Source organism: Cupriavidus sp. D384 (genome assembly GCF_001652915.1).
In the GTDB taxonomy this organism is placed as follows: domain Bacteria; phylum Pseudomonadota; class Gammaproteobacteria; order Burkholderiales; family Burkholderiaceae; genus Cupriavidus.
Genome location: NZ_BBQI01000009.1, coordinates 98850 through 113149, shown reverse-complemented (window position 1 = coordinate 113149; position 14300 = coordinate 98850). Strand labels below are relative to the sequence as shown.

The 14300-nt window shown below is 64.4% G+C and carries 13 protein-coding genes; 9 read left to right on the top strand and 4 right to left on the bottom strand.

Annotated features, from left to right (window positions below; genetic code table 11):
• The first annotated feature begins 259 nt into the window (after nucleotides 1-259).
• Nucleotides 260-2050: a hybrid sensor histidine kinase/response regulator gene (locus A9J21_RS03855; protein ID WP_066732079.1), complete on the top strand. Its 1791-nt coding sequence runs from the start codon at nucleotides 260-262 to the stop codon at nucleotides 2048-2050.
• Between the two features lie 85 nt (nucleotides 2051-2135).
• Here the strand turns inward: A9J21_RS03855 and A9J21_RS03850 are convergent, their stop codons facing one another.
• Entirely contained in the window at nucleotides 2136-2795 is a 660-nt protein-coding gene (locus A9J21_RS03850) for a response regulator transcription factor (protein WP_029051234.1), read from the bottom strand.
• 237 nt (nucleotides 2796-3032) lie between these two features.
• On the opposite strand from A9J21_RS03850, the gene purN reads away from it, so the two are divergent.
• The 6 genes from purN to nadC all read left to right on the top strand — a co-directional run bounded on the left by purN (nucleotide 3033) and on the right by nadC (nucleotide 10127).
• On the top strand, nucleotides 3033-3692 hold the full coding sequence (gene purN / locus A9J21_RS03845; protein ID WP_066732076.1) for a phosphoribosylglycinamide formyltransferase: 660 nt from the start codon (nucleotides 3033-3035) through the stop codon (nucleotides 3690-3692).
• Complete coding sequence (locus tag A9J21_RS03840) at nucleotides 3689-5080, top strand: RsmB/NOP family class I SAM-dependent RNA methyltransferase (protein ID WP_066732074.1); 1392 nt, start codon at nucleotides 3689-3691, stop codon at nucleotides 5078-5080. The genes purN and A9J21_RS03840 overlap by 4 nt, the downstream gene beginning before the upstream one ends.
• A gap of 36 nt (nucleotides 5081-5116) precedes the next feature.
• On the top strand, nucleotides 5117-6472 hold the full coding sequence (locus A9J21_RS03835) for a mechanosensitive ion channel family protein (RefSeq protein ID WP_066732072.1): 1356 nt from the start codon (nucleotides 5117-5119) through the stop codon (nucleotides 6470-6472).
• 308 nt (nucleotides 6473-6780) lie between these two features.
• A complete protein-coding gene (locus A9J21_RS03830) occupies nucleotides 6781-7971 on the top strand; it encodes an acyl-CoA desaturase (RefSeq protein WP_066732070.1) in 1191 nt (396 codons plus the stop codon).
• 141 nt (nucleotides 7972-8112) lie between these two features.
• Nucleotides 8113-9267 (top strand): quinolinate synthase NadA, encoded by a 1155-nt coding sequence (gene nadA / locus A9J21_RS03825; RefSeq protein WP_066732068.1) that lies wholly within the window; start codon nucleotides 8113-8115, stop codon nucleotides 9265-9267.
• Entirely contained in the window at nucleotides 9264-10127 is an 864-nt protein-coding gene (nadC, locus tag A9J21_RS03820) for a carboxylating nicotinate-nucleotide diphosphorylase (RefSeq protein WP_066732066.1), read from the top strand. Before nadA ends, nadC begins: the two co-directional genes overlap by 4 nt.
• A 15-nt stretch (nucleotides 10128-10142) precedes the next feature.
• Here nadC and nadB read toward each other — a convergent pair whose 3' ends face one another.
• The 3 genes from nadB to rpmB all read right to left on the bottom strand — a co-directional run bounded on the left by nadB (nucleotide 10143) and on the right by rpmB (nucleotide 12384).
• The gene (gene nadB / locus A9J21_RS03815; RefSeq protein ID WP_066732064.1) at nucleotides 10143-11756 is read right to left on the bottom strand and encodes an L-aspartate oxidase; all 1614 of its coding nucleotides are present in this window, start codon (nucleotides 11754-11756) and stop codon (nucleotides 10143-10145) included.
• Between the two features lie 210 nt (nucleotides 11757-11966).
• Nucleotides 11967-12137: a 50S ribosomal protein L33 gene (gene rpmG / locus A9J21_RS03810; RefSeq protein WP_029051226.1), complete on the bottom strand. Its 171-nt coding sequence runs from the start codon at nucleotides 12135-12137 to the stop codon at nucleotides 11967-11969.
• Between the two features lie 13 nt (nucleotides 12138-12150).
• Nucleotides 12151-12384, bottom strand: coding sequence for a 50S ribosomal protein L28 (gene rpmB / locus A9J21_RS03805; RefSeq protein WP_008644908.1), 234 nt, complete (start codon nucleotides 12382-12384; stop codon nucleotides 12151-12153).
• 386 nt (nucleotides 12385-12770) lie between these two features.
• Here rpmB and A9J21_RS03800 point away from each other — a divergent pair, with 386 nt between their 5' ends.
• Nucleotides 12771-13262 (top strand): peptidylprolyl isomerase, encoded by a 492-nt coding sequence (locus A9J21_RS03800; RefSeq protein ID WP_066732062.1) that lies wholly within the window; start codon nucleotides 12771-12773, stop codon nucleotides 13260-13262.
• Complete coding sequence (ispH, locus tag A9J21_RS03795) at nucleotides 13262-14248, top strand: 4-hydroxy-3-methylbut-2-enyl diphosphate reductase (RefSeq protein WP_066732060.1); 987 nt, start codon at nucleotides 13262-13264, stop codon at nucleotides 14246-14248. The genes A9J21_RS03800 and ispH overlap by 1 nt, the downstream gene beginning before the upstream one ends.
• The last annotated feature ends 52 nt before the right edge of the window (nucleotides 14249-14300 follow it).

The window sequence follows — 14300 nt, the reverse complement described above, 5'->3', positions numbered from 1 at the left end:
GAAAGCGAGCATTATAAGGCGAATGGCCCCGTGTGCCGCCGGATTGCCTGTTTTGGCGGCACCGGCCTTGTGCCGTTGTATGCATGCTGCCCACAAATGGCGAATTTGTGGGCCTATCCGCCACTCCACGATGGCGCAGCGCCGCAAAAGGCGGCATGATATGCCCGATTCAGAACAAGAACCGCGCGATTCCTGCAACAGTCGCCGCACCCCGGGTCTGTCGCAGCGGAATGTCGTCGCCTTACATGCCAGGCCACACTTGAACGCGCTGCTTAACAAGATATTGCCGCCCCCCGGGCCGCAACTGGATACCGAGACGCGGGCCAAGCTGCTGGCTACGGTCCATCGCGTCTCCCCCACCGCGATTGCCTCGTCCGTGCTCCTGCCGGGCCTGACCGCATGGGCATTCTGGAACGAAGCCAGCCACGCAGCCCTGCTGGTCTGGTGCGCCATCATGCTGCTGCTGACGGCCGGCGGCAGCTGGTTCTATTTGGGCTACCAGCGCGACAGCGGCAAGATGAGCCGTTCGGCGCACACGCGCAAGTGGTGGAACAACATGCGCGCGATTGCCTTCCTGACGGGGCTTACCTGGGGAAGCTCGGCGCTGCTGCATCTGTATACGGGCTCGGTGGTGTTTTCCAGCGTGTTGTACCTGCTGACGCTGGGCGTGCTGGCGGGCGGCGCCACGTCGCAGTCGCCGATCCCCTCGAACCTTGTGTTCGCTGGCGTGCCAATCCTGGTACCCAATATCCTGCTGGCGGAGATCGCCTTTCCGGCCCACGGCGGCTATGTGCAACTGCTGCTGGTGGTCTATGCGCTGATGCTGGCGCGCCATTCACTGAACCTGCAGCACACGCTGGTGCGCGCCATCCAGCTCGAATCGGAAAGCCGGCGCCTGGCCAAGCAGTTCCAGGAGGAAAAGGAGCGGGCGCTCCATGCCAGCGAGGAAAAATCCCGCTTCCTGGCCGCCGCCAGCCACGACCTGCGCCAGCCCGTGCATGCGCTGGTGATGCTGGTCGAGGCGCTGCGCGCGCGCAACCAGTCCAGCGCGCTGCATCCGCTGGTGGAGCAGGTGGCCGCCGGCACGCAGACCATCGACCTGCTGTTCCGTTCGCTGCTGGACCTCTCCAAGCTTGAAGGGCGCAAGGTGCTGCCCACGCTGGAACCCTGCGAGCTGCATGCGCTGATCCACGACGTCATGAGCCAGTTCGCCGCCGATGCGCGCGAGAGCGGCCTGACGCTGACGCCGCGCGTGCCCGACGAACTCTACGCGATGGCCGAGCCGGTGCTGCTGCGGCGCGCGCTGTTCAACCTCGTGCAGAACGCGCTGCGTTACACCAAACGCGGCGGCATCCTGGTCACCGCGCGCCAGCGTCGCAAGCATGTGCGCGTGGAAGTCTGGGACACCGGCGCCGGCATTACGCCCGAGCACCTGCCCGAGATTTTTTCGCCGTACTACCAGGTGCACAACCCCCAGCGCGATCCATCGCAAGGCCTGGGGCTGGGGCTCGCGATCTTCAAGGAATGCGTGCGGCTGATGCGCGGCACGTACGGCGTGCGCTCCGTGCCGGGCAAGGGCTCGGTGTTCTGGTTCGCGCTGGCGCCGGTGCCGGCCGAGACCGTGGACAACGTGCGCGCCATGCGCGCCAATGCCCAGGCCGAGGAAGCGCGGCAGGACCGTCTGCGCGGCACGGTGCTGGTGGTGGACGACGACAGCCAGATCCGCAAGGCATGGATTGCGCTGATGGAGGCATGGGGTATCCGCGTGGCCTGTGCCGCGCATGGTCAGGAAGCCGATGCGCTGTTTGCCAAGGGCCTCAAGCCGGACATCATCTTCTGCGACCTGCGCCTGCCGGGGAACGAGAATGGCCTGGACCTGCTGGAACGCTGGCAGACCACGCAGCCGCAGGCGCGCAGCGCGTTGCTGACCGGTGACCTGAAATCGGCGGCACTGCTGGCTGCCGAGGACGCCGGGTATTTCGTGCTGCCCAAGCCGGTGGACCCGGCGAATCTGCGCATGCTGCTGCGTCGCTGGCTGCAGGCGGGCTGACGCTCGTTGCCTTGGTCCAAACAAAAACGCCGCCCTCGATACTGCGGAGGCGGCGTTTCTCGTTGTGACTGGCGGGGCAGGGAGCTTATTGGCGCAGGCGGAAGCGTTCCATGCGCGACATCACCTGCATGCGCGTGCGCACGCCCAGGCGCTGCAGGATTGCCGAGACGTGTTCCTTGACCGTGTTCTCGGTCAGGCCCAGCTTGCGTGCGATAACCTTGTTCGGCAGGCCTTCCAGCACCAGGGCCAGCACCGAGCCCTGACGCGGCGTCAGGCCGAGTTCGGCCGGCGTGACCGGGATGCCGTGCGCTGGGCCGAACGACTGCGAGCGGCCGGACAGCGCTTCGTCCGACGGAAAGCTCGTATCGCCGGCCAGCACCTTGCGGACGGCGGCTGTGAATGCATTGGCATCGAGATGCTTGCCGACGAAGCCGCATGCGGACAACGCACGCGCACGGCCCACGATCTCGGGCGTGGCTTCGGCAGACATGAAGATGAAGCGCGCGCCCGGAATCACGGTCTTGAACGCCTGCATGGCATCAAAGCCAGTGCCGTCATTCAGCCAGATATCGAGCAGCACGATATCGGGACGAAGTCCCTGGTTCAGCGAGTGGAGAGCCTCCTTGGCGCTCCCGGCAGCGTGGACAGCAACGTCGGGCATCACCTCCGCCAGAAAGGCGGTGGTGCCGGAAAGAGCCATAGGATGATCATCGACCACCAACAAAGTCGGTGCAGCGTTCGACATGCGTATTCCCGTCTAATTTCCCGTTTCGTCCTTGTTGTCACCGTTTTCCGAGGAAGTGGCGCGTGGACGTAGGACCCACTCTAACAGAGCGGGGTGCGCGTCACAATCGGTGGCATTGGGGTATTTCTTCTTGCAGTCTGCCCCAAAAGCGTTGTGAGAGGCGCGTTTCGCGGTAATTAAGTACCTATTGAGCACGGATTGCCAGCGTTTGCACCACAGCTTGGTAGAATCGCGGCGATGAAAAATATTGTCATATTGATTTCCGGGCGCGGCTCCAATATGGAAGCCATTGTCCGGGCCTGCGCAGCCGAGCGATGGCCGGCGCGCGTGGCCGCAGTGCTGTCGAACCGGCCCGATGCCTCGGGCCTGCAGTTTGCCGCCGATCACGGTATTGCCACCGGTGCGGTGGACCACAAGCAGTTTCCCGATCGTTCCAGTTTCGACGCGGCGATGCGCGACGCCATCGACGCTTACCAGCCCGACCTGGTCGTGCTGGCCGGTTTCATGCGCATCCTGACGGACGACTTCGTCGAGCATTACGCGGGCCGGATGCTGAATATCCATCCGTCGCTGCTGCCCAGCTTTCCGGGCATGCATACGCACCGGCAAGCGCTGGAAGCCGGCGTCAAGCTGCATGGCGCGACCGTGCATTTCGTCACGCCCGAGCTCGATCACGGCCCGATTGTGGTGCAGGCTGCGCTTGACGTTCTGCCTGGCGATACGCCTGATTCGCTGGCCGATCGTTTGCTCGATAGCGAACATGTCATTTATCCACGCGCCGTGCGCTGGTTTGTCGAAGACCGCCTGCATGTGCAGGACGGCGTAGTTCAAGTTCAACCGGCCGAACCGCAGTGGTTCATGGCCATCTCGCCCGCAGCGGCAGGAAAACAGCCATGAGTCGCCAACAAGAAAACACGACCTCCCGCGACAACCGCCAACGCCCGCGCGGCAGCAAGAGCAAGTCGCCGATCCGCAAGCCGCAGGGCCAGGCCAATCAAGCCTCGCGCACGCCCGGCGCGCTGCAGGCGTTCCACCTGCAGCACATCGACCGTCTGATCGGCAAGGTGCTGCTGTTCGCGCGTCCCGCGGATGCCGTGGTGAGCCACTACTTCCGTGAAAATAGCAAACTTGGTCATCGTGACCGCGGAATCATTGCTGAAGCAGTTTTCGCAGTGTTGCGCCGACGCGTCGAATTTGGTCAGTTTGCCGAGAGCGGTACCGGCTCGGCCACGCGCCGCCTGGGTCTGCTGGGCCTGGCCGCCACGCTCGGCCGCGATACGCTGACGCCGTTCCTGTATCCCGACGAAGCCGAGTGGCTGGACCGCCTGACCACGATCGAACGCTCGAGCCTGGCACCGCGCGTGCGCGCCAATCTGCCGGAATGGCTGTACGACGATCTGGTCGCACGTCATGGCGAAGCGTTCACGGCCGCGATGGGCGATGCCTGGCTGCGCCCGGCGCCGCTGGATCTGCGCGTGAACACCGCCAAGTTGTCGCGTGAAGAGGCCCTGGCCGAACTGCAGACCGCCGGTATCGCCGCCGAACCCGCGCCGATGGCACCGGCCGGTATCCGCCTGAAGGGCAAGCCCGCGCTGAACCAGCTGCCGCTGTTTATCAACGGCGGGGTCGAAGTGCAGGATGAAGGCAGCCAACTGCTGTGCCATCTGCTGGCGCCGAAGCGCGGCGAAATGGTGGTCGACTTCTGCGCGGGCGCGGGCGGCAAGACGCTGGCGCTGGGCGTGGCCATGCGTTCGACGGGCCGTCTCTATGCCTTCGATGTGTCGGAAAAGCGCCTGGCGAACCTGAAGCCGCGTCTGGCCCGTAGTGGTTTGTCCAATGTCCATCCGGTGCTGATCGACTCGGAACGCGATGCCAAGGTCAAGCGCCTGGCTGGCAAGATTGATCGTGTGCTGGTTGATGCACCTTGCAGCGGTTTGGGCACCCTGCGTCGCAATCCGGATCTCAAGTGGCGCCAGACGCCGGAATCGGTGCTGGAACTGACCGCCAAGCAATCGGCAATTCTTGAGGCGGCAGCGAAGCTGGTAAAGGGCGGCGGTCGTGTCGTATACGCCACCTGCAGCGTGCTGGAAGCCGAAAACGAAGCGATCGTCCGCGATTTCCTGGCCAAGAACGAAAACTTCCGGCTGGTGCCGGCGGCGGAAGTGCTGGCCGAGCAGAAGATCACGGTGCCCGATTTGCCCGCAGAAGGCGGCATGTTGGCGCTCTATCCGCAAGTCCACCAGACCGACGGCTTTTTCGCGGCCGTGCTGGAACGCACGCGTTAAACCGGATATGCGCGAAACCCGGCAGAAGGCAGCAGGATGAATTCCGATACGCTCGCGGCGCTGACCCGCTCGCATTCGGTCATGGGCAAGATGCTCGACGACCTGATCCATGACGCGGGCGGGCAGGGGTTCTTCTGGCAGGTCGGCATCCTGGCCGCCTGCCTGCTGGTGGCGTGGCCGCTGGCGCGCAATGTGGTCAAGCGGCTCGAAGCCCGGCATGAAACGTCGAGCTTCGCGCTGCGCCTGGCAGCCGTCAGCCTCGAACGCGCCATGTTCCCGCTGTTCGCATGGCTGCTGGTGCTGGTGGCCCGCTATGCGCTGGCGCCGTTTGCGTCGATCAGCGTGCTGCGGCTGGCACTGGTGCCGCTGTTCGGCATCACGGCGCTCTATTTCGCGTTCTACATCCTGCGGCGGGTAATGTCCGCCAATGGCCAGCTCCACGGCATGCTGGTGCTGGTGGAAAAGGTGCTGACCACGCTGGTGTGGATCGGCATGGCGCTGTACGTGGTGGGACTGCTGCCCGATGTGGTGCACTGGATGGAGGCCGTACGGTTTTCGATAGGCGGCAAGCACCCGATCAGCATTGCCGATGCGCTGCTGGGCGTGGTCTGGATCCTGCTGACCGTGCTGGTGGCGATGTGGTTCGGCTCGTGGCTCGAAGACCGCCTGATGCGCGCCCACACGCTCGACGCCAATCTCAAGGTGGTACTGACGCGGATCGCCAAGGCGCTGCTGCTGCTGGTGTCGCTGCTGGTGAGCCTGTCGCTGGTGGGGATCGACCTGACCGTGCTGTCGGTGTTTGGCGGTGCCCTCGGCGTGGGTCTGGGCCTGGGGCTGCAGAAGATCGCCAGCAACTACATCTCGGGCTTCATCATCCTGCTGGATCGCTCGATCACGCTCGGCGACCAGATCACCGTGGACAAGTACACCGGCATCGTGTCGCAGATCCGTACCCGCTACACGGTGCTGCGCAATGGCGACGGCGAGACGCTGCTGCCGAACGAGCAGCTGGTGGCGCAGTCGGTGCAGAACCATTCGTTTTCGGGCACCAACGTGCGTGTGGCTGTGCGGGTGCAGGCCGACTACAACTCTGACCCCGAATCGGTGATTGCGCTCCTGCAGGAGTGTGTGCGCGATATTCCACGTGTGCTGGCAACGCCGGCCCCGGCCGCCTTCCTTGTGGCGTTTGCAGACAGCGGCATCGAGTACGAAGCTGCCGTCTACATCGCCGATCCGCAGAACGGCAAGCTCGGGGTGCAATCCGCGATGAACCGCGCCATCTGGCGAACTTTCCAGCAGCATGGGGTGTCCATACCGTTCCCGCAACGAGAACTGCGGGTGCTGAACCCGGCCTCGGGTGTCTTGCCCGCCACTGCGGCCAACGCCGAGTGAGTTCTCCGCAGATCACCTGCGGAACGATTGCCTGCGGGCAGCATCAAAGTCGGGGAAAAAGCGGATGTCCCTCTCGCGCCGATCCGGTAGAATGCCGGGTTGTCGCGGGTATACGGACGACCCGCAGCCCCACACCAGACAACCGCCAGATTGCAGCGGTTCGTGCCTCGGCAAGGCTCCCCTCAGGGATTCAGCCCGCGCCAGAAAGCTATCGCAATCGATAAATTTGCAGTCTTTTTTCTGCGCGACAGGTGCGCCGCACGGTGGTGCCGCGCTGCAAACACTCGTTTTACGACGGAGAACATAGTTTGTTCGACACAATTCTTGACTGGGCCGCCAACGGCCTCGCCAACTGGTCCTGGTGGGAAATCGTGATCTACACGCTCGTGGTGACGCACATCACGATCGCCGGTGTCACCATCTTCCTGCACCGCTGCATGGCGCACCGGTCGCTCGACCTGCATCCGGTCGCCCAGCACTTCTTCCGCTTCTGGCTCTGGATGACCACGGGCATGGTGACCAAGGAATGGACCGCCATCCACCGCAAGCACCACGCCAAGTGCGAAACCGAGGACGATCCGCACAGCCCGCAGACCCGCGGCATCCGCAAGGTGCTGCTGGAAGGCGCCGAGCTGTATCGCGCCGAGGCCAAGAACAAGGAAACCATCGCCAAGTTCGGTCATGGCACGCCTGACGACTGGGTCGAGCGCAATGTGTATTCGCGCTTTGGCTGGCAGGGCGTGGGCCTGATGCTGATCATCGACCTGGCGCTGTTCGGCCTGGTCGGCATGAGCGTGTGGGCCGTGCAGATGCTGTGGATCCCGATCCACGCTGCCGGCATCATCAACGGCCTGGGCCACTGGTGGGGTTATCGCAACTACGATTGCGAGGACGCATCGACCAACGTGTCGCCGTGGGGCTTCATCATCGGTGGCGAAGAGCTGCACAACAATCACCACACGTATCCGACGTCGGCCAAGTTCTCGATCAAGTGGTACGAGATCGACGTGGGCTGGTGGTACATTCGCGCGATGCAGTCGGTTGGCCTGGCGAAGGTCAAGAAGACCCCGCCCAAGGCTCGACTGGTGGAAGCGCGTCCGGTGGATCACAACACGCTGGAAGCGATCATCGCCAACCGCTACGACGTGATGGCACGCTACGCCAAGGCGCTGAAGAGCGCGTACAAGGCCGAGCTGCGCAAGCACAAGGAAGGCAACTCGCCCGAGTACAAGAGCTACAAGCCGGCCCGCAAGTGGTTCCACCGCGAGGAAGTGAAGCTGGGGGCGCCGCAGCGCCAGCAGCTGGCCAGCATCACCGAGCAGAACAAGATGCTGCACACCTACGTGGAAATGCGTCGCGAGCTGGCCGTGATCTGGGGCCGCTCGAACATGACGCGCGAGCAACTGCTGGCCCAGCTGCAGGCATGGTGCCATCGCGCCGAAGCCAGCGGCATCCAGGCACTGCAGGAGTTTTCGCTGCGCCTGCGCCGGTACGCCTGATACAATCGCCGACGCGCCCGTCATGGCTAAAAGCCCCGCCCCAGGCGGGGCTTTTCTTTTGGCTACACTCCCCCATGTTTGCGGCATAGATCGCGCGTTCGAGCGCGGCGGCCGACGGGTGCCCCGAGGAGTACTGCACAAATGACCCCACAATCGATCAAGACCGTCGAGTTCGAAAAGCCGAACCTGGCGGATGCCGACAACGCCGCCGGCAGCAGCTGCGTGGCCCACGCCTGGGCCAAGGTGCCCCCGGCGCTGACACCGGACGAGCGCAGCGCGCTCAAGGACCGGATCCGCAAGCTGCTCAAGGAGCGCAACGCGGTGCTCGTGGCGCACTATTACGTAGACGCCGACCTGCAGGACCTGGCCGAGGAAACCGGCGGCTGCGTGTCCGATTCCCTGGAGATGGCCCGCTTCGGCCGCCATCACCAGGCCCAGACGCTGGTCGTGGCCGGCGTGCGCTTCATGGGCGAGACGGCCAAGATCCTGAGCCCCGAAAAGACCATCCTGATGCCGGATCTCGACGCCACGTGCTCGCTGGATCTGGGCTGCCCGGCCGACGAATTTGCCGCTTTCTGCGACGCGCATCCGGATCGCACCGTGGTGGTCTACGCCAACACCAGTGCCGCCGTGAAGGCCCGTGCCGACTGGATGGTGACGTCGAGCATCGGCCTGAAGATCGTCGAGCATCTGCACGCACGCGGCGAAAAGATCCTGTGGGCACCCGACAAGCACCTGGGCAGCTACATCCAGCAGCAGACGGGCGCCGACATGCTGCTGTGGCAGGGCTCGTGCCTGGTGCATGACGAGTTCAAGGGCGTCGAACTCGACCTGTTGCGCCGCGAACACCCGAAGGCCAAGATCCTGGTCCATCCGGAGTCGCCTGCCAACGTGGTGGCGCAGGCCGATGTGGTGGGCTCCACGAGCCAGCTGATTGCCGCGGCCCAGCAGCTCGATGCCAACGAATTCATCGTGGCAACCGACAACGGCATCCTGCACAAGATGCGCATGGCCGCGCCGGGCAAGATGTTTATCGAGGCCCCGACCGCAGGCAACAGCGCCACCTGCAAGAGCTGCGCGCACTGCCCGTGGATGGCGATGAATGCGCTGACCAATCTGGCTGAAGTGCTAGAGACCGGTCGCAATGAGATCCACGTCGATGCCGATATCGGCAAGCGTGCCGTCACCTGCATCAACCGCATGCTCGATTTCGCCGCGCAGCAGAAGGCCAATGTGCGTCCCGCTGCCGATCTCGCCAAAGAGGCGGCGCTGTTCCAGGGAGTGGGCCCGGCATGAGCGTGAACCCGATCTTCGATAGTTACGGTGCGGCGCTCCAGTCTGCGCTTCGGGCCAATGTGCAGGCCGCCATTGCCGAGGATGTGGGCACTGGCGACCTGACCGGCCTGCTGGTGCCGGCCGACAAGCCGGTGCATGCGCGCGTGATCGTGCGCGAAGCGGCCGTGTTGTGCGGGCGCCCGTGGTTCGAGGCCTGCATGAAGGCCGTGGACGAGCGCCTGCAGGTGACTTGGCTTAAGGAAGAAGGCGCGCGCATGGCGCCCGACGATGTGGTGTGCGAGATCACGGGCCCGGCCCGCGCGCTGCTGACCGCCGAGCGTCCGTCGCTGAATTTCCTGCAGATGCTGTCAGGCGTGGCGACGGCCACGCGTCGCTATGCCGATCTGATCGCCGATACGCGCGCACGCGTGCTCGATACGCGCAAGACGTTGCCGGGACTGCGGCTGGCGCAGAAGTACGCGGTGAAGATTGGTGGTGGCGAGAACCAGCGACTGGCGCTGTACGACGGCATCCTGATCAAGGAAAACCACATCGCGGCCGCAGGCAGTATCACGGCGGCGATGGAGGCCGCGCTGGCGCTGCGTACCGAGGCATCGATCCAGATCGAGGTGGAGTCGATTGCCGAACTTGAAGAAGCGCTGGCCGCTGGCGCGAAATCGGTGCTGATCGACAACTTCACGCTGGAGATGATGCGCGAAGCCGTGGCGCTGAACCACGACCGCGCGTTGCTGGAGGTTTCCGGTGGCGTGAACTACGAGACGATCCGCAGGTTCGCCGAAACCGGCGTCGACCGCATCTCGGTGGGCGCGCTCACCAAGGATGTGCGCGCGACCGACTACTCGCTGCGCATCATCGGCTAAGCCCCGGCCCGGACGTCAGCGCCTGTGCTGACGATGGCGGGCCGCCCGGCCCGTCTCGGGCTGCAGCACCGTGGGCAGCGCCTTCGGCAGGGTTTCCGGGTAGTCGCGGCTGTAGTGCAGCCCGCGGCTCTCGTGGCGCGAGTACGCGCCATCCACGATCAGCGACGCCACTTCCACCAGGTTACGCAGTTCCAACAGGTCGCGCGTGACGCGGAAGTTCGCGTAGTACTCGGCAATCTCCTCGCGCAGCAGGCCGATGCGGTGCTGCGCGCGCTCCAGGCGCTTGTCGGTGCGCACGATACCCACGTAGTTCCACATCATGCGGCGCAGTTCGTCCCAGTTGTGCGACACCACCACTTCCTCATCTGCGTCCGAGACCCGGCTTTCGTCCCAGGCCGGTAGCGGGATATCGGGCGCGCCGGACTTGCCCTGCGAGGCGATGTCCGAGGCGGCGGCCTGGCCGATCACCATGCATTCGAGCAGCGAATTCGATGCCAGCCGGTTGGCGCCATGCAGGCCGGTGCAACCGGTTTCCCCTACCGCATAGAGGTTGCCGATATCGGTGCGGCCAGCGGTGTCGGTGACCACGCCGCCGCAGGTGTAGTGCGCAGCCGGCACCACGGGAATCGGCTCGCGCGCAATGTCGATGCCCAGTTCCAGGCAGCGTGCGTGGATGGTGGGGAAGTGTTCCTTCAGGAACGACTCGGGCTGGTGCGTGATATCGAGATAGACGCAGTCGAGGCCGCGCTTCTTCATTTCGAAGTCGATGGCGCGGGCCACCACGTCGCGCGGCGCCAATTCGGCGCGCTCGTCGTGCTCGGGCATGAAGCGGGTGCCGTCGGGCAGCTTCAGCAAGCCGCCTTCGCCGCGCACGGCCTCGGAGATCAGGAACGACTTGGCGTAGGGGTGATACAGGCAGGTCGGATGAAACTGGATGAATTCCATGTTCGACACGCGGCAGCCCGCGCGCCAGGCCATGGCGATGCCGTCGCCGGTGGCCGTGTCGGGATTGGTCGTATAGAGATAGACCTTGCCCGCTCCGCCGGCCGCCAGCACCGTGTGCGTGGCCGTGATGGTGCGCACTTCATCGGTGGCCACGTCCAGCACGTAGAGGCCGTAGCAGCGGTTGCCCGGCAGTCCCAGCTTGGCCGACGTGATCAGGTCGATCGCGAACTGGTCTTCCAGGATGGTGATGTTCGGATGCTTGCGCGCCTGCTCGGCCAGCGTGGTCACCACGGCGTGGCCCGTGGCGTCGGCTGCGTGGATGATCCGGCGGCGGCTATGGCCCCCTTCCCGCGTCAGGTGGAAGCCCAGTTCGGCCTGGTCGTCGCGCGTGAAAGGCACGCCGCGATCGATCAGCCATTGGATGGCCTCGCGTCCGTGCTCCACGATGAAGCGCGTTGCTTCCTCGTCGCAGAGTCCCGCACCGGCGACGAGCGTGTCCTGCGTGTGTTCGTCGTGGCTGTCACCGGAGTCGAGCACCGCCGCGATGCCGCCCTGTGCCCAGTCGCTGGCCCCCGTTGTCATGGCACGCTTGCTGAGGATGACAACCCGGTGGGTGTCGGCCAGCTGCAGCGCGACGGTAAGGCCGGCCAGACCGCTGCCGACAATCGCGACATCGAAGTTCATGGTGCAGGGGGATCGCTTCTGGGGCGAAAGCGTGATGGGGGAAAGCTGGCAAGTCTACACCGGCTTGCCACGAAACTGACATCTTTCCCTTGTCTGACAAGGGTTGGCGGGTTGCGGCGCCGTTGACGCCACAACGCCGGCAATCGCGTGCGGCACCCCAAAGCAAAAAGCCCCGCGAGGCGGGGCTTTCGGCTGAAGACCAGGGATCAATTACTTGATCTTGGTTTCCTTGTAAGGCACGTGCTTGCGGGCGATGGGATCGAACTTCGAGATCTCCATCTTTTCCGGCATGGTGCGCTTGTTCTTGGTGGTCGTGTAGAAATGACCGGTACCCGCGGTCGATTCCAGCTTGATCTTGTCGCGTCCGCCTTTGCTGGCCATGATTTACTCCTTATTAGACTTCGCCGCGTGCGCGCAGATCTGCGAGCACGGCGTCGATGCCTTTCTTGTCGATCAGGCGCAGACCGGCGTTCGAGACGCGCAGGCTCACCCAGCGGTTTTCCGATTCAACGAAGAAGCGGCGGTTCTGCAGATTGGGCAGAAAACGGCGCTTGGTCTTGTTGTTTGCGTGGGAAACGTTGTTGCCGACCATCGGCGCTTTCCCGGTCACTTGACAGACGCGTGCCATGAAGCACTCCTAAATCTTATTCGTGGACAATGTTCGCAACAGATCAACAAAAGGCGCGCGGGCCCGGACTGCAGCGGATTGGTACTTCAGCGAAACGAGCATTATAGACCGGAATCGGGCGACGAATCAATGCCTTCCGACAGATTCGGAAGTGGGCTGTTGCGCCGTGCCGCCTGCGTCACGTGGCGTGACGTATGGAAACCGGTCCTGCTTTGGATGCACCGCGCACAAACGCGGTGCGGGCCACACTGTAATGGGGGCAGGGCGGCGTGTCCAGTCCGGTGATGGCGGGCAGACTTAGTGGATTTCCGACACGCGGGCGCGGCCGGACCCGGCGGCGGATGTCCCAGTCGCATACAATGGCGGCTGTTGACCGGTTGACTCCCATGACTTTGCAAACTTCTTCGGCGCAGCCCGCCGCTGGTGGCGCGTCCGCCCGCAAGACCGTCCAGGCCGATTCCTTCCTGACGCTTCATTACAGTATCGCCCTCGAGAATGGCACCGAAGTGGTGAGCACGTTCGAGGAAAAGCCCGCCACGCTGCTGCTGGGCCAGGGTCAGCTCGCCCCCACGCTGGAGCAGGCCCTGCTGGGCATGCCCGAGGGCGACCGCACCACATACCGCCTGGAAGCCGAACACGCGTTCGGACCGCGCAACCCTGAACTGCTGCAGTGGGTCTCGCTGGCCACGCTGCGCGAGAACAGCTCGTTCGAAGAGGAATACACGCCCGGCGATCTCGTCGAATTCAATGCGCCTGGCGGCGGCAAGTACGCCGGCGTGCTGAAGGAATACGGCGCAACCGCGGCGCTCTTCGATTTCAACCACCCGCTGGCCGGACAGACGATCTTGTTCGACGTCCAGCTGATCGGAATTCTCTGATGTCCGCCGTGGCGATGGAACGCAGCATGACCGAACTCACTACCTCTGCCGACGCCGAAATCCTGATGGCGCAGCCGCGCGGCTTCTGCGCCGGCGTGGACCGCGCCATCGAAATCGTCGAACGCGCGCTGTCGCGGTTTGGCGCGCCGATCTACGTGCGTCACGAGATCGTGCACAACGCCTATGTGGTGGCCGACCTGCGCAAGAAGGGCGCGATCTTCATTGACGAACTGGAGGAAGTGCCAGCCGGTTCGACCGTCATCTTCAGCGCGCACGGCGTGTCGAAGGAAGTGCGTGCCGATGCCACGCGCCGCGGCCTGACCGTGTTCGATGCCACCTGCCCGCTGGTGACCAAGGTCCACGTGGAAGTGGGCAAGATGCGCGCCGAAGGCTGCGAGATCATCATGATCGGCCACAAGGGTCACCCCGAGGTGGAAGGCACGATGGGTCAGTCCGAGCAGGGCATGCTGCTGGTGGAGTCGGTCGACGACGTCAACCGCCTGGTGGTGAGCAATCCGGCGCAACTGGCCTATGTCACGCAGACCACGCTGTCGGTGGACGAGACGGCCGAGATCGTGTCCGCGCTCAAGTCGCGCTTCCCGCAGATCCGCGAGCCCAAGAAGCAGGACATCTGCTATGCCACGCAGAACCGCCAGGACGCCGTGAAGTTCATGGTGCCCCAGGTGGAGGTGGTGATCGTGGTGGGCAGCCCGAACAGCTCGAACTCGAACCGCCTGCGCGAACTGGCGGATCGCCTGGGCGTGCCGGCCTACATGGTGGATGACCCCGAGCAGCTCAAGCCCGAATGGGTAGCCGGCAAGCGCCGTATCGGCCTGACCGCCGGTGCGTCGGCGCCTGAGGCGCTGGCGCAGGCCATCGTCGAACGCCTGCGCACGTTTGGCGTCAGGAGCGTGCGTGCGCTGGAAGGCGTGGAAGAGAACATGTCGTTCCCGCTGCCGCGCGGCCTGGCGAGCGTGTCGGTCTAGTCCTGACGACCCTGCCTGCTCCCTGAATTTCCGAACGCCGCTGGCCTGCCGC